Source organism: Zoogloea sp. (assembly GCF_041914405.1).
GTDB lineage: Bacteria > Pseudomonadota > Gammaproteobacteria > Burkholderiales > Rhodocyclaceae > Zoogloea.
In genome coordinates this window covers 202,721-216,951 of sequence record NZ_JAYSDK010000004.1, presented here as the reverse complement: position 1 = coordinate 216,951, position 14,231 = coordinate 202,721, and the positions used below count along the sequence as shown (strand labels likewise).

Here is a 14,231-nt window from a genome sequence, read left to right as displayed (position 1 = left end):
TGTTCACGGTCTTGCCCACACCGGCACCACCGAACAGGCCCACCTTACCGCCCTTAGCGAACGGGCAGATCAGATCGATAACCTTGATGCCGGTTTCGAGCAGATCGACGGAGGGAGAGAGCTCGTCGAACTTCGGAGCCTTCTGGTGAATAACACGGCGCTCGTCGCATTCGATCGGACCAGCTTCGTCGATCGGGCGACCCAGCACGTCCATGATGCGGCCCAGGGTGCCGTGGCCGACCGGCACAGCGATACCCTTGCCAGTGTTCGAAACTTGCATGCCACGACGCAGGCCGTCCGAAGACCCCAGCGCAATGGTACGCACAACGCCGTCGCCGAGCTGCTGCTGAACTTCGAGAACCAGTTCAGAACCTGCCAACTCGAGGGCGTCGTAAATCTTGGGCATCGCGTCGCGCGGGAACTGCACATCCACCACGGCGCCGATGCATTGAACGATCGTTCCTTGACTCATCGTCGTTTCCCCAAACTTGTTAAACCGTTACACCGCGGCTGCGCCGCCGACAATTTCCGACAGTTCCTTGGTGATCGCTGCCTGACGGGTCTTGTTGTAGACCAGTTGCAGTTCGCCAATCACGTTCCCTGCGTTGTCGGAGGCTGCCTTCATCGCCACCATCCGGGCACTCTGTTCGGACGCCATGTTCTCGGCGACAGCCTGGTACACCAGCGCTTCGACATAGCGCACCAGGAGTTCGTCGATCACCACCTGCGCGTCCGGCTCGTAGAGGTAGTCCCAGGTCCCTTCCGGGGTACCGAGACGCTCGCCGGTCAGCGGGAGAAGCTGCTCAAGCTGGGGTTCCTGCTTCATCGTATTGATGAAGCGGGAGTAAACAATGTGCACCTCGTCCAGCTCGCCATTCTGGAAGGCATCGATCATGACCTTGACGGGCCCGATCAGCTTTTCCAGGTGGGGGGTATCCCCGAGCTGGGTGACGTGCGAAACCACCTTGGCACCAAGGCGCTGCATGAAACCCAGCCCCTTGTTGCCGATGGCGGTCACGCGGATGTCGGAGACACCCGTGCTTTCCCAATTTTTGAGCGCATTCAACCCGACACGCAGAGTGTTGGTGTTGAGGCCGCCGCACAGACCCTTGTCGGTCGTGACGACGATCAGCCCCACACGCTTGGCATTGTCCTTTTTGACGAGGAACGGATGCTTGTAGTCGGTGATGTTGGCTGCAGACAGATTCGCGGCGAGACGGCGGATCTTCTCGGCGTAGGGACGGGCTGCACGCATGCGGTCCTGAGCTTTACGCATCTTGGACGCTGCGACCATCTCCATGGCCTTGGTGATCTTTTTAGTGTTCTGGACACTCTTGATCTTGTTACGGATCTCTTTGCCGCTAGCCATATTGCTCTCCGTATGCCCGCGTTAAGCCCAGCTCTTCTTGAACTCTTCGATGACGGCGGCGAGTTGCTTGTTGCCTTCGGCGTCGAGGTCCTTGGTCGCTTCGATCTTGGCAACCAGATCGGCGGCCTTGGTCTTAACGTACTGGTGCATTGCGGCTTCGCAGGCCAGAGCGCGCTTGACTTCGACATCGTCGAAAGCACCCTTGTCGACCGCGAACAGAGTGATCGCCATTTCGGAAACCGACAGCGGGGCGTATTGCTGCTGCTTCATCAGTTCCGTAACCAAGCGACCGCGCTCGAGCTGCTTGCGGGTGGCTTCGTCCAGATCGGAAGCGAACTGCGCGAACGCAGCCAGCTCACGGTACTGGGCAAGGGCCAGACGCACACCGCCGCCGAGCTTCTTGATGATCTTGGTCTGGGCAGCGCCACCGACGCGGGACACCGAGATACCCGCGTTGATAGCGGGACGGATACCAGCGTTGAAGAGGTCGGTTTCCAGGAAGATCTGGCCGTCGGTAATCGAGATCACGTTGGTCGGAACGAACGCGGAAACGTCGCCGGCCTGGGTTTCGATCACGGGGAGAGCGGTCAGAGAACCGGTCTTGCCCTTGACTTCACCCTTCGTGTATTGCTCGACGTACTCCTCGGACACACGAGCAGCGCGCTCGAGCAGACGGGAGTGCAGGTAGAACACGTCGCCGGGGTAGGCTTCACGGCCGGGAGGACGACGCAGCAGCAGGGACACCTGACGGTAGGCCCAAGCCTGCTTGGTCAGATCGTCATAAACGATCAGGGCATCTTGACCGCGATCGCGGAAGTATTCGCCCATGGTGCAGCCGGAGTACGGAGCGATGTATTGCATCGCGGCGGACTCGGAAGCGGTAGCGGCAACGACGATCGTGTATTCCAGAGCGCCGTTTTCTTCCAGCTTGCGAACCACGTTGGCGATGGTCGAAGCCTTCTGACCGACCGCAACGTAGATACAAATCATGTTTTCGCCCTTTTGGTTGATGATCGCATCAACCGCAACGGCAGTCTTACCGGTCTGACGGTCGCCGATGATCAGCTCACGCTGACCACGACCGACGGGAACCATGGAATCGACGGACTTCAGACCGGTTTGCACCGGCTGGGAAACCGACTTACGCCAGATCACGCCCGGAGCAACCTTTTCGATCGGCTCGGTGACCTTAGCGTTGATCGGGCCCTTGCCGTCGATCGGCTGGCCCAGGGAGTTGACCACGCGGCCAACCAGTTCGGGACCAACGGGAACTTCCAGAATGCGACCGGTGCACTTGACGGTGTCGCCTTCGGAAATGCCTTCGTACTCACCCAGCACCACGGCGCCGACGGAGTCGCGCTCGAGGTTCATGGCGAGGCCGAAAACGTTGCCGGGGAATTCCAGCATTTCGCCCTGCATGGCATCGGAGAGGCCGTGGATACGGCAGATACCGTCGGTCACTGAAACCACGGTACCCTCGGTGCGGGCATTCGCGGACAGCTGCAGGTTCTGAATCCGACTCTTGATCAGGTCACTGATTTCAGAGGGGTTGAGTTGCATTGCTTATGCTCCTAGTTCTTTAGCGCGGCGGCCATGTTCGCGAGCTTGCCGCGGACCGAGGCGTCGATGACTTCATCCCCAACGGCGATCTTTACCCCACCAATCAATTCGGGGTCGACGCTGACGGTCACATTGAGCTTGGCCTTGAAGCGGGCTTCAAGGTCGGCAACCAGTGCGTTCAGCGTGGCATCGTCCATCGGGAAGGCGGAGGTAATGTTCGCCTCCTTGACACCTTCGTGTTCGTTCTTGAGTTCAACGAACAGGTCACGGATCTCGGGAAGCACTTGCAGACGCTCGTTCTCAACCAGGACGCGGACGTAGTTCTGCTGTTCGGCAGACAGTCCGGCGCCGGCGACATCGAGGAAAAGCCCTGCCAGTTGTTCCGGCAGGAGCTTGGGATCGGCGATGCAATCCCGCATTTGCGCATCGCTGGCTACGGTAGCCAGACGATCAAGTGCTTCCGACCAAGGCCCCAGCGCGTTGCCCGCGGAAGCGAGCTGAAATGCCGCTTCAGCATAGGGGCGTGCGATGGTGACGTTCTCGGCCATGGCTTATTGAAGTTCCTGTTTCAGGTTGGCCAGCAGATCGGCGTGGGCCTGAGCGTTGATTTCCTTGCGGAGAATCTTCTCGGCGCCAGCGACGGCGAGTTGGGCGACCTGATCACGCAGGGCTTCCTTGGCGCGTTGAGCAGCGACACCGGCTTCGGCTTCGGCGGCTTCACGAGCCTGGGCAATGATACGGGCGGCTTCGGCGCGAGCTTCATCGAGGAAGGAAGCAGCCTGCTTTTCAGCAGAGGCACGGACGTCCGTAGCGGACTCGCGGGCCTTGCGCAGCTCTTCAACGACTTTCTTCTCGGCATGAGCGAGATCGCTCTTCGCCTTGTCCGCAGCCGCCAGCCCGTCGGCGATCTTCTTCGCGCGCTCATCGAGTGCCTTCACAATGGGGGGCCACACGAACTTCATCGTGACCCACGCCAGAATGAAGAACACAACGAGCTGGGCTACCAGGGTTGCGTTCAAATTCACGGTAATCTTCCTTTAGTCAGGTTGAACCGCGAAACTTAGATCTTGAACGGGTTGGCGAACGCAAACATCATGGCGATACCGACGCCGATCAGGAACGCAGCGTCGATCAGACCGGCCAGCAGGAACATCTTGGTCTGCAGAGCGTTCATCAGTTCGGGCTGACGGGCGGATGCTTCGAGGTACTTGCTACCCATGATGCCGATACCGATACAGGCACCGATAGCACCCAGACCAATGATCAGACCAGCGGCCAGAGCAACAAAACCAAGAACGTGTTCCATGACGACTCCTTTAGTTGAGATGATTTAAATTGAAACTAAAACTGCAAATTGAAACTTGAAACCGGGACTGCTTAGTGGCTTTCGTGGGCCTGGCCGATATACACCAGGGTCAGCATCATGAAGATGAAAGCCTGCAGGGCAACGATCAGGATATGGAAGACGGCCCAGATGGAACCGGCGACCACATGGCCGAGGAAACCGAAGACGGTAGCGGTACCGCCCATCAGCGCGATCAGCATGAAGACCAACTCACCGGCGTACATGTTGCCGAACAGTCGCATGCCGTGGGAAACGGTCTTGGCCAGGAATTCGATCATCTGCATCAGGAAATTGATCGGATACAGCAGCGGGTGGGAACCGAAAGGCGCAGTGAAGAGCTCATGTACCCAGCCGCCAAAACCCTTGATCTTGATGTTGTAGTACAGGCAGATAAGCAGCACGCCGATGGACATACCAAGGGTGCCATTCAGGTCGGCAGTCGGAACGACACGCAGGAAGGCATGCTCATCACCGGAAATCAGCGCCCAGATCTTGGGCAGCAGATCAACCGGCAGGAAGTCCATCGAGTTCATCAGGAAGATCCAGAAGAACACGGTCAGGGCAACGGGAGCAACGAACTTGCGGGATTCGGCGCTATGCACGATACCCTTGGCCTGGTCGGCAACCATCTCGACGAGGATTTCGATAGCGGCCTGGAAACGACCGGGAACGCCGGAGGTGGCGCCGGAAGCGGCCTTGATCAGGATCAGCAGCGTGACGATGCCAAGACCGATGGAGAAAAACAGGGTATCGACGTTCCACACGCTCCAGTCGATGATCGCGCTCTGGGCGTGACCAGTCGAATTGAAGTGGGTCAAGTGGTGGACGATGTATTCACCCGCGGACGGGGCATGTGCTTCGTGGCCAGTGCTCATGGTCAGGTCTTCACCAAAAATGCAAATAAATTCGCCTTCAGCGCCACGACCAACCCGAGAAACAACGCCAACCAATGGACGTCTGGATACACGAGTCGAACGGTCGCCAACAATCCTACGGTTGACGCGATCTTAAAGAACTCGCCAACAAAAAACGCAAGCGGGTACGACGCTGCTGGACGCTTAGAAACCGCGTGCAGACGCAGGGCGAAAAACAAATTGGGAAGAACACAGGCTGCGCCTCCCAACGCCGCCGACAACGCACCGCGCACCCCTGAAAATGCTCCAGCGATCAATGTCGCCAGAATCGTCGCGCCTATCTGCAGGAATACCGCTTTTAACATTGGCTCTCTGCGTGGCACGTCGGGTGTTGCGCCGTCCGCCGTACGAAAAACATGCGGATGATAGGGGTTAACCGCAGCCAAGTCAATCCTCGCGGCGGCGCAGCATCCATTTGACCTGTTTCACGAATTTCGTTTTTCATCACTCCATTCATTGACAAATTCCAAAAACATATCGATCATTATCGATATGAAAAACAACTACTCCCGCGCCATCCCTGAAGAGTGGCGTGAAATATCCGCCGTATTCACCGCACTGGGTGACGAACACCGGCAGCGCATCCTGCTGACTTTCGAGCCCGGCGAACGCCTCAACGTCGGCCAGATCGCCGAAGTGTCCACCTTGGCGCGCTCGACGGTATCCCACCATCTGAAGGTCCTGCGGGAATCCGGGGTACTGATCGCCGAGCGGGAGGGCAAGGAAATCTACTTCCATGTGAATAAGGCATATCTGCAGGACACCCTCGGCACCGTGCTGGACTACCTCTCCACCAACCTCTGAGCCATTCCCACCACCATGCGATCGTTCATCAAGGCCATCCTTCGCAGTCTTGCGGCGTTGCTGTTCCGCGTCCGCCTCATCGGCACTCCGGCAGAGCGACATGAACGCCTGCTGATCATCGCCAACCATGAGTCTTTCCTCGACGGCCTGCTGCTCGGCCTGTTTCTGCCCTTCAATCCCGTATTCGTCGTGCACACCGGCATTGCGCAGAATCCGTTCTTCCGTCTGGCGTTGTCGCTGGTGGACTATCTCGCGGTGGACCCGACCAGCCCGATGGCGATGAAGAAGGTCATTCGCTTGATCGAGAGCGGGCGTCCGGTGGTGATCTTCCCGGAAGGGCGCATCACGACGACCGGCAGTCTGATGAAGACCTACGATGGTCCGGCCTTCGTCGCAGCCAAGACCGGCGCGACGATCCTGCCGGTCCGCATAGATGGCGCCTCCCGCACCTATTTCTCGCGCCTCGCGTCCCATGTGCCGCGCCGGTTGTTTCCGCGAATCATGCTGAACATCCAGCCGACAACCCACCTGCCGATGCCCGACGGCGCGACTGCCCGCATACGGCGGCGCAAGGCCGGCGAAGCTATGCGTCAGCTGATGCAGGAACTGATCTTCGCGACCCGCCCCGACCAGACCCTTTTCGAGACGCTCCTCGATGCGGCCGACATCCAGGGAAGTAAGCACCGTCTGCTCGAAGACCTGAAGCAGATCGAATACAGCTACGGCGACCTGATCAAGATGGCCCTCGCCCTTGGCCGCCTGGTGGCACGGGAGAGTCGGCAGAGTGAAGCAGTCGGCCTGCTGCTGCCCAACCTTACCGCCACCCTCAGCCTGATCTTCGGTCTGACCGCCCACCGCCGGGTTGCCGCGATGCTCAACTACACGGCCGGCACGGAAGGCATGCAGACCGCCTGCACCGCGGCGCAGATCCGCACCATCGTAACTTCCCGCACCTTCATCGAGCAGGCCAAGCTGGGGGACAAGCTGGCCGCGCTGCGCGACGTACGGATGATCTACCTCGAGGACCTGCGCGAGACGATCAGCCTTGGCGACAAGCTGTGGCTGGTGCTGTGGGCGCTGCGTTTCCCGCGCACGGCCTTGCCTGCAGGATCGCCGGAGGATCCCGCAGTGGTGTTGTTCACGTCCGGTTCGGAGGGCAAGCCGAAGGGCGTCGTGCTGTCCCACCGGGCCCTGCTGGCCAATGTCGCGCAGATCCGCGCGGTCGTCGATCTGTCGATCGACGACAAGATCCTCAATGCGCTGCCGCTGTTCCACTCCTTTGGTCTCACCGCTGGCGCGCTGCTGCCGGTGTTGAGCGGCGCGAAGGTCTTCCTCTATCCGTCACCACTGCACTACCGGGTGATTCCGGAACTGGCCTACGACCGCAACTGCACCGTGCTGCTGGGCACCAGCACCTTCCTTGGCAATTACGCCAAGTTCGCCCACCCCTACGATTTCTATCGCCTGCGCTACGTCATCGCCGGTGCCGAAAAGCTGGCGACACCGGTGCGCGACCTGTGGTTCGAGAAGTTCGGCATCCGCATCTTCGAAGGCTACGGTGCGACCGAAACCGCCCCTGTGCTGGCGGTCAATACGCCGATGGCCTTCCGCAGTGGCACCGTCGGCCAGTTCCTGCCCGGCGTCCAGCACAAGCTGGTGGAGGTCCCCGGTATTCCGGGTGGCGGCATGTTGCACGTGAAATGCCCGAACCTGATGTCCGGCTACTTGCGCGTCGAAGCACCTGGCGTGCTGCAGGCTCCGGCATCGGCAGCGGGCGACGGCTGGTACGAGACCGGTGACGTGGTGGATATCGACACGGATGGCTTTGTGAAGATCGTCGGGCGCATCAAGCGTTTTGCCAAGGTCGCCGGCGAAATGGTGTCGCTGGAAGTCGTCGAGAAACTGGCCAATAGCAGCTCCCCCACTGCCCAGCATGCAGCCTCAACCCGCCCTGACGCAGCCCGCGGCGAAACCATCCTGCTGTACACCACGGACAGGAGCCTGACCCGGGAACACCTGCAGACCGCCGCACGCGAGAGCGGCTGGCCTGAGATCGCCGTGCCACGCCAGATCATCGCAGTGGAAGCGCTGCCACTGCTGGGCACCGGCAAGATCGACTACGTCACCCTGAAACAATGGGCCGAACAGGCCTGATCAAAACGCTTGAAGGAGTCCGCCGATGAAACCTGTCCGTTGGATTGCGATCATGCTGTCGTCCGCCGCGCTTGCCGGCTGTGCATCCTGGTTCAACAACCAGCACCGCACGGCCGAACGCGGATCGGTCGTCGAATACCTGTATCCCCAGGGCGACAAGCCGGCCCTCAAGCCGAGCCTGCCCGAACTGCATCTACCACTATGGGTCGGCATCGCCTTTGTGCCGGGCGACAATTACTCCAACCTCGGCGAAGGCGACCGCAACCAGCTCATCGACCGGGTCAAGGCGGCCTTCGCCAACCGCCCCTACATCGCCAAGATCGAGACCATTCCATCCAACTACCTGCGTTCCCGCGGCGGTTTTGGCAATCTGGAACAGGCCGCCCGGATGTTCAACGTGGACGTGGTGGTGCTGCTGTCCTATGACCAGGTCCAATTCACCGACACCAACCGCCTCTCGCTGTTGTACTGGACCATCGTCGGCTCCTACCTGATCAACGGCAATCAGTACGACGTCAATACCCTGGTAGATGCCTCAGTTTTCGATGTCTCCAGCCGGAGCCTGCTGTTCCGGGCCCCCGGCACCAGCCAGGTCAAGGGCACCGCGCCGCGGGTGATCCTGTCCGAGGACGCCCGCCAGGCAAGGGCCGAAGGTTTCCGCCTTGCAGTGGAAGACCTGCTGCCCCGCCTCGATGCCCAGCTCGAGAATTTCCGGACCCGCATCCGCGAAGAAAAGGCCGCCCGGATCGTCAGAGCCGGTTCCGCGGAGTCGGCCGAAGCCGCAAAGCCGTGACAGGCCACGCGGCTTCATCATTCCTCACCGGTACCCGCCATCGCGGGGCCGGACGCGTCGAACTATCCTCATTCCCCGATCGGACCCACGCATGAGCTCACAGCCGGATCGTCCCTCGTCCCAAAGCATCAGCCAACCGCACTCCCAGTTCGCCCTGCTGAAGGAGAAACGTTTTCTCCCCTTCTTCCTGACCCAGTTCCTCGGCGCCTTCAACGACAACCTGTTCAAGAACGCCCTCGTCGTGCTGTTGACCTTCCAGGCCGCCAACTGGACGAGCATCGCGCCGGCGCTGCTGGCCAACCTGGCTGCCGGCATCTTCATCCTGCCGTTCTTCCTGTTCTCGGCCAGTGCCGGCCAACTGGCCGACAAATACGACAAGGCCTATCTCACCCGGCTGGTCAAGGTGCTGGAAATCGCGATCATGCTGGTCGCGCTGACAGGTTTCCTGCTGCATAGCCTGCCTGTCCTGTTCGGTGCGTTGTTCCTGCTCGGCTGCCACTCGACCCTGTTCGGGCCAGTCAAATACGCCCTGCTACCCCAGCACCTGCGCGAGGATGAGCTGGTCGGCGGCAATGCGCTGGTGGAAGCTGGCACTTTCGTGGCGATCCTAGTCGGTACCCTGATCGGCGGCCTGCTGGCTTCCGCCGAGCACGGCGAACTGTGGATCGCCGGTGGCGGGCTGGTGGTTGCCATCGCCGGCTACCTGACCAGTCGCGGCGTTCCGCCCGCACCGGCGCCCGATCCGGAACTGCGCGTCAATCCCAATCCACTCACCGAAACCTGGCGCAACATCGGTTTCGCCCGGCAGAACCGCACGGTTTTCCTGGCAATCATGGGGATTTCCTGGTTCTGGCTGTACGGCGCGCTGTTTCTCGCCCAGTTTCCCGCCTACGCCAAATCCATTCTCGGCGGCGGCGAAGGGACCGTCACGCTGCTGCTCGCCACCTTCACTGTAGGCATCGGCCTGGGCTCCCTGCTGTGCGAAAAACTGTCCGGCGGCCACGTGGAAATCGGCCTAGTACCTTTCGGGTCCATCGGCCTGACACTCTTCGGTCTCGATCTGGCCTTGGCATCGCCCTCCGTCTTGCCCACCAGCGCACCACTGCCGGTCAGCGCAGTCCTGAGCCAGCCGGGAACCCTCCACGTACTGCTGGCCCTGACGATGCTCGGCGTCTTCGGCGGCTTCTTCATCGTGCCCCTTTACGCGATGATGCAGACCCGCTCGGCACCCGCACAGCGGGCGCGGGTCATCGCCGCCAACAACATCGTCAACGCCCTGTTCATGGTGGCCGGGGCGCTGGGCGCCGGCAGCCTGCTCAGCGCGGGCCTGTCCATCCCGACACTGTTCGGCGTCGCCGCGCTGATGAATGCCGCCGTGGCGATCTACATCTACAAACTGGTCCCCGAATTCCTGCTGCGCTTCGTCGTCTGGCTGCTGGTACACACGGTTTACCGCCTGCGCACCGATGGTATCGAACGGATTCCCGAGGAAGGTCCGGCGCTGATCGTCTGCAATCACGTCAGCTACGTGGACGCGCTGATCATCGCCGCAGCCTGCCGCCGCCCGATCCGTTTCGTCATGGATCACCGCATCTTCCGCTGGCCGCTGCTGTCTTTCGTTTTCCGGCACGGTCGTGCCATTCCCATCGCCCCGGCGAAGGAAGACCCGGCCATGCTCGAGACCGCCTACGCCGAAGTATCCCGGGCACTGGCCGACGGCGAGTTGGTATGTCTTTTCCCGGAGGGAAAGATCACCGCCGATGGCGAGCTGTCCCCATTCCGCCCGGGCGTCAACCGTATCCTTGAAGCCAATCCAGTCCCCGTTGTCCCGCTGGCACTGCGCGGTCTGTGGGGTAGCATGTTCTCCCGTAAGGACGGAACGGCACTGCCTCGTCCGCTGCGCCGGGGTCTGTTCAGCCGCATCGAGTTGATCGCCGGCGCTCCTTTGCCAGCGGTTGCGGCGAATGTCTCCAGTCTGCAAACCGTCGTTGCGCAACTCCGCGGCGACTGGAAATGAAAGGATGGGTGTCCGGTGAAGATTGTCATCACGCTGATCAAGATCTCAGTCCTGATCATCCTGCTGCTGTCCGTCTTTGCCGGCGGCGTGTGTGTCGTCCTTGGCACCAGTGAGCCGGCGATGGCCGGCATAGGCGTGGTGTCCATCCTTCTCTTCGGCTGGCCGGCCTGGCTGATCGGTAAATCCCTCCTCGGCACAGACGACCCGGAAGACAAGGACGACGCCCCCCCGACCGATCCCGCCCCATGATCCACGATCCGGCGACCGCGCATGCCGTCCACGCGGTCTTCGAGGCTCTGGGCCTGGCCGCCGGCAGCCAGTTGTTCCTCCGCTCCCAGCGGCGACTGACGACCGGCAATGCGTTGCATGGGCCCCGCTTCTTGATCTTGTGCGGCTGCCTGCTCGGCGCCGCGATAGGCAACAAGCTGGTTTTCTGGGCTGAAATGCCCCATTGGCTGCGTGAAGCTGACGGTTGGCGCCTACTGCTAGCCGGGCAATCGATGGTTGGTGGGCTGCTCGGTGGCCTGATCGGCACAGAAATCGCGAAGAAACTGGCCGGAATCCGGAGCTCCACCGGCGACGCCTATGTGATGCCAATCCTGCTTGGGCTGGCAATCGGCCGGATCGGCTGCTTTCTCGCCGGTCTTAATGACGGCACTTACGGTGTGCCAACGTCCCTACCGTGGGCGATCGACTTCGGCGACGGCATTCCACGCCACCCGACGCAGCTATACGAAATAGCGTTTGCCGGCATGCTCGCGCTGCTTCTGCACAAGACCACTCCATTTTTGGCGGCCTCCAGCGGATTGCGCTTCAAAATGATGCTGTCCGCCTATCTGGCGTGGCGGCTGGGAATCGACGCGCTCAAGCCCGTCCCTTTCCCATGGCCAGGCGGACTGTCCGGCATCCAGTGGGTCTGCGCACTGGCGCTCGCCGCTTATCTTCCCCTCACTCTCCGCCAGTGGCGTCGCCTCCATGTCGCGCAAGAACCGTCCCTACCTGTTCCATGACACCACCACTTCGGTATGTTCCCAGTGCCTACGGCGCGTCGAAGCCAAGATCCTGATCAAGGACGAGCAGGTCTTCCTGGAGAAATGGTGCCCGGCCCACGGCATTGAACGGGTGCTGGTCGCGGATGACGCGGCCTACTACCGGCTTGGCCGTGAAGTTTATGTGAAGGCGCCGGAAATGCCGGAAAACTTCTCGACGCGCATGGAATTCGGCTGTCCTTACGACTGCGGCCTGTGCCCCGACCACATGCAGCACTCCTGTCTGACCGTGCTGGAAGTAACCGATCATTGCAACCTGCACTGCCCGGTGTGCTACGCCGGTTCCGGCCCCGAGCGCCTGAACCACCGCCCGCTGGCAGTCATCGAGGCGATGCTGGATGCGGTGGTCCGGAACGAGGGCGAGCCGGACGTGGTGCAGCTGTCAGGCGGCGAACCGACACTCCACCCGGATTTCTTCGCCATCCTCGATGCCGCCAAAGCCCGGCCGATCCGCCACCTGATGGTGAACACCAATGGCATCCGTCTGGCCCAGGATCCGGAGTTCGCCACCCGCCTGGCCGAATACAGGCCTGGGCTCGAGATCTACCTACAATTCGACTCCCTGCGCGAGGACGCACTACAGGACTTGCGTGGCGCGGACCTGCGGCGCATCCGCGAGCAGGCCCTGGACGCCCTCGATCGCCACAACTTATCCACAACCCTGGTGATGACGCTGAAGAAGGGCGTCAATGACGACGAGATCGGCGACGTCATCCGCTACGCGCTGACCCGCCCGAGCGTGCGCGGTGTGACGCTGCAACCGATACAAGACGCCGGCCGCAACGACGGCTTCAGCGCCGGCACGCACCGCCTGACCCTCAGCGAAATTCGTCGCCGCATCGCCGAGCAATCCGGACTGTTCAGCCTGGACGACATCGTGCCGGTTCCCTGCAACCCGGACACCCTGGCCATGGGCTACGCCCTCAAGCTGGGCGGCGAAATCCATCCGCTGACCCGCTTCCTCGGTCCGGAAGCACTCCTCGCAGGCCCCGCCAACACCATCGTGTTCGAGCGCGATCCGGCCATCAAGGCCAAACTCTTCCGGCTCTTTTCCACCAATCACTCGCCGGAATCAGGCGCGCGCTGCCTGTCCGACTTGCTGTGCTGCTTGCCGAAGATCAATGCGCCCCAACTGGGCTACGAAAACGTCTTCCGCGTACTGATCGTACAGTTCATGGATGCCGCCAACCTGGACCTGCGAGCACTGAAGAAATCCTGCGTGCACATGGTGCAGCCGGATGGACGCATGATCCCGTTCGAAGCCTACAACCTGTTCTACCGGGACGATCGAACCCGAAATCTGGCGCAGATCCGCGCAGAGATCACTGCAGATACCCAGCAGAGGCGTCAGCACGCGAAGCCGGACAACACACTACCCGACTGAAGCGGAACAACAACGCCCCTGCGGCAGCACCGCAAATATCTGCAGCAGGGGTTTTTCGACAGGATCAGCCCAGATTCTTGAGCGCGAATTCCCAGTTGATCAGTTTGTCGAGCACTGCATTCACATAGTCAGCCCGACGGTTCTGATAATCCAGGTAGTACGCGTGTTCCCACACGTCGATGGTCAGCAGCGGCTTCAGCCCGGCGGTCAGCGGCACATCGGCATTGCCGGTCTTCACCACCTTCAGTTTGTCACCATCGGCCACCAGCCAGGCCCAACCGCTACCGAACTGGCTGGTCGCCGCGGTGGCAAGCTCCTTCTTCAGCGCGTCCACGCTGCCGAATGAGGCGTCGATCCGCTGTTTCAGCGCGGCCGGTGGCTCACCACCGCCATTCGGACGCAGGCTGTGCCAGTAGAAAGTGTGATTCCAGGTTTGCGCTGCGTTGTTGAAGATCGCCGTCTTGTCGGCCTTGCCAGCCACTGCGGCGATGATCTTCTCGAGGGGCAGATCGGCCAGATCGGAACCGGCGATCAGCTTGTTGAGGTTATCCACATAGGCCTTGTGGTGCTTGCCGTAGTGGAAGCCGATCGTATTGGCACTGATGACCGGATTGAGGGCACTTTCCGCGTAGGGCAGCGCAGGTAGCACGATGGGGCTGGCGGCCTGGGCCGATCGGGCCAGACTGCCCAGGGAAGCTGCGGCCAGCAAACCAAGGGAAGTACCCAGAAACTGGCGGCGACGGGTGACCTGCTCGGACGGGAAAAGCAGTGGGGAATGCATGCGGACTCTCCTGTCGGGATTTATCTGTCCGACCCCCGAGGCTGAAGGCCGGTATGCGCAT

General features: G+C 61.2%; 15 protein-coding genes and 1 pseudogene. 7 read left to right on the top strand and 9 right to left on the bottom strand.

From position 1 onward, the window contains the following. The 8 genes and pseudogenes from ACE3RX_RS04300 to ACE3RX_RS04265 all read right to left on the bottom strand — a co-directional run. Positions 1-472 (bottom strand): annotated as a pseudogene (locus tag ACE3RX_RS04300) (F0F1 ATP synthase subunit beta); the annotation flags it as partial. A 27-nt stretch (positions 473-499) separates the two neighbouring features. Then, the gene (gene atpG, locus ACE3RX_RS04295) at positions 500-1,369 is read right to left on the bottom strand and encodes a F0F1 ATP synthase subunit gamma (protein ID WP_374480670.1); all 870 of its coding nucleotides are present in this window, start codon (positions 1,367-1,369) and stop codon (positions 500-502) included. Positions 1,370-1,390: 21 nt separating this feature from the next. Continuing rightward, positions 1,391-2,929: a F0F1 ATP synthase subunit alpha gene (atpA, locus tag ACE3RX_RS04290; protein WP_374480668.1), complete on the bottom strand. Its 1,539-nt coding sequence runs from the start codon at positions 2,927-2,929 to the stop codon at positions 1,391-1,393. Positions 2,930-2,940: 11 nt separating this feature from the next. Next, complete coding sequence (locus ACE3RX_RS04285) at positions 2,941-3,477, bottom strand: F0F1 ATP synthase subunit delta (RefSeq protein WP_374480666.1); 537 nt, start codon at positions 3,475-3,477, stop codon at positions 2,941-2,943. A gap of 3 nt (positions 3,478-3,480) precedes the next feature. Continuing rightward, on the bottom strand, positions 3,481-3,954 hold the full coding sequence (locus ACE3RX_RS04280; protein ID WP_374480664.1) for a F0F1 ATP synthase subunit B: 474 nt from the start codon (positions 3,952-3,954) through the stop codon (positions 3,481-3,483). Between the two features lie 35 nt (positions 3,955-3,989). Next, on the bottom strand, positions 3,990-4,235 hold the full coding sequence (atpE, locus tag ACE3RX_RS04275) for a F0F1 ATP synthase subunit C (protein ID WP_079434620.1): 246 nt from the start codon (positions 4,233-4,235) through the stop codon (positions 3,990-3,992). A gap of 71 nt (positions 4,236-4,306) precedes the next feature. After that, positions 4,307-5,149, bottom strand: a complete 843-nt coding sequence (atpB, locus tag ACE3RX_RS04270) for a F0F1 ATP synthase subunit A (RefSeq protein WP_374480662.1) — start codon at positions 5,147-5,149, stop codon at positions 4,307-4,309. Positions 5,150-5,151: 2 nt separating this feature from the next. Further along, on the bottom strand, positions 5,152-5,493 hold the full coding sequence (locus ACE3RX_RS04265; RefSeq protein ID WP_374480660.1) for an ATP synthase subunit I: 342 nt from the start codon (positions 5,491-5,493) through the stop codon (positions 5,152-5,154). Positions 5,494-5,680: 187 nt separating this feature from the next. Here ACE3RX_RS04265 and ACE3RX_RS04260 point away from each other — a divergent pair, with 187 nt between their 5' ends. The 7 genes from ACE3RX_RS04260 to ACE3RX_RS04230 all read left to right on the top strand — a co-directional run bounded on the left by ACE3RX_RS04260 (position 5,681) and on the right by ACE3RX_RS04230 (position 13,389). After that, on the top strand, positions 5,681-5,992 hold the full coding sequence (locus ACE3RX_RS04260) for an ArsR/SmtB family transcription factor (protein WP_374480658.1): 312 nt from the start codon (positions 5,681-5,683) through the stop codon (positions 5,990-5,992). Positions 5,993-6,007: 15 nt separating this feature from the next. Further along, the gene (gene aas, locus ACE3RX_RS04255) at positions 6,008-8,146 is read left to right on the top strand and encodes a bifunctional acyl-ACP--phospholipid O-acyltransferase/long-chain-fatty-acid--ACP ligase (protein ID WP_374480656.1); all 2,139 of its coding nucleotides are present in this window, start codon (positions 6,008-6,010) and stop codon (positions 8,144-8,146) included. A 25-nt stretch (positions 8,147-8,171) separates the two neighbouring features. Further along, positions 8,172-8,939 (top strand): rhombotarget lipoprotein, encoded by a 768-nt coding sequence (rhlP, locus tag ACE3RX_RS04250; RefSeq protein ID WP_374480653.1) that lies wholly within the window; start codon positions 8,172-8,174, stop codon positions 8,937-8,939. A gap of 91 nt (positions 8,940-9,030) precedes the next feature. Then, positions 9,031-10,956, top strand: a complete 1,926-nt coding sequence (locus tag ACE3RX_RS04245) for an MFS transporter (RefSeq protein ID WP_374480651.1) — start codon at positions 9,031-9,033, stop codon at positions 10,954-10,956. Positions 10,957-10,971: 15 nt separating this feature from the next. Further along, complete coding sequence (locus ACE3RX_RS04240) at positions 10,972-11,205, top strand: hypothetical protein (RefSeq protein WP_374480649.1); 234 nt, start codon at positions 10,972-10,974, stop codon at positions 11,203-11,205. Further along, complete coding sequence (locus ACE3RX_RS04235; RefSeq protein WP_374480647.1) at positions 11,202-11,966, top strand: prolipoprotein diacylglyceryl transferase; 765 nt, start codon at positions 11,202-11,204, stop codon at positions 11,964-11,966. The genes ACE3RX_RS04240 and ACE3RX_RS04235 overlap by 4 nt, the downstream gene beginning before the upstream one ends. Then, positions 11,932-13,389: a radical SAM protein gene (locus ACE3RX_RS04230; RefSeq protein WP_374480645.1), complete on the top strand. Its 1,458-nt coding sequence runs from the start codon at positions 11,932-11,934 to the stop codon at positions 13,387-13,389. The genes ACE3RX_RS04235 and ACE3RX_RS04230 overlap by 35 nt, the downstream gene beginning before the upstream one ends. Positions 13,390-13,453: 64 nt before the next feature. Here the strand turns inward: ACE3RX_RS04230 and ACE3RX_RS04225 are convergent, their stop codons facing one another. After that, the gene (locus ACE3RX_RS04225) at positions 13,454-14,170 is read right to left on the bottom strand and encodes a superoxide dismutase (protein WP_374480643.1); all 717 of its coding nucleotides are present in this window, start codon (positions 14,168-14,170) and stop codon (positions 13,454-13,456) included. Between the last annotated feature and the right edge of the window lie 61 nt (positions 14,171-14,231).

Coding starts and splice junctions, on each gene's coding strand:
- atpG (WP_374480670.1), bottom strand. CDS start 1,369: ATGGCTAGCGGCAAAGAGATCCGTAACAAGATCAAGAGTGTCCAGAAC.
- atpA (WP_374480668.1), bottom strand. CDS start 2,929: ATGCAACTCAACCCCTCTGAAATCAGTGACCTGATCAAGAGTCGGATT.
- ACE3RX_RS04285 (WP_374480666.1), bottom strand. CDS start 3,477: ATGGCCGAGAACGTCACCATCGCACGCCCCTATGCTGAAGCGGCATTT.
- atpE (WP_079434620.1), bottom strand. CDS start 4,235: ATGGAACACGTTCTTGGTTTTGTTGCTCTGGCCGCTGGTCTGATCATT.
- atpB (WP_374480662.1), bottom strand. CDS start 5,149: ATGAGCACTGGCCACGAAGCACATGCCCCGTCCGCGGGTGAATACATC.
- ACE3RX_RS04265 (WP_374480660.1), bottom strand. CDS start 5,493: ATGTTAAAAGCGGTATTCCTGCAGATAGGCGCGACGATTCTGGCGACA.
- ACE3RX_RS04260 (WP_374480658.1), top strand. CDS start 5,681: ATGAAAAACAACTACTCCCGCGCCATCCCTGAAGAGTGGCGTGAAATA.
- aas (WP_374480656.1), top strand. CDS start 6,008: ATGCGATCGTTCATCAAGGCCATCCTTCGCAGTCTTGCGGCGTTGCTG.
- rhlP (WP_374480653.1), top strand. CDS start 8,172: ATGAAACCTGTCCGTTGGATTGCGATCATGCTGTCGTCCGCCGCGCTT.
- ACE3RX_RS04245 (WP_374480651.1), top strand. CDS start 9,031: ATGAGCTCACAGCCGGATCGTCCCTCGTCCCAAAGCATCAGCCAACCG.
- ACE3RX_RS04235 (WP_374480647.1), top strand. CDS start 11,202: ATGATCCACGATCCGGCGACCGCGCATGCCGTCCACGCGGTCTTCGAG.
- ACE3RX_RS04230 (WP_374480645.1), top strand. CDS start 11,932: ATGTCGCGCAAGAACCGTCCCTACCTGTTCCATGACACCACCACTTCG.
- ACE3RX_RS04225 (WP_374480643.1), bottom strand. CDS start 14,170: ATGCATTCCCCACTGCTTTTCCCGTCCGAGCAGGTCACCCGTCGCCGC.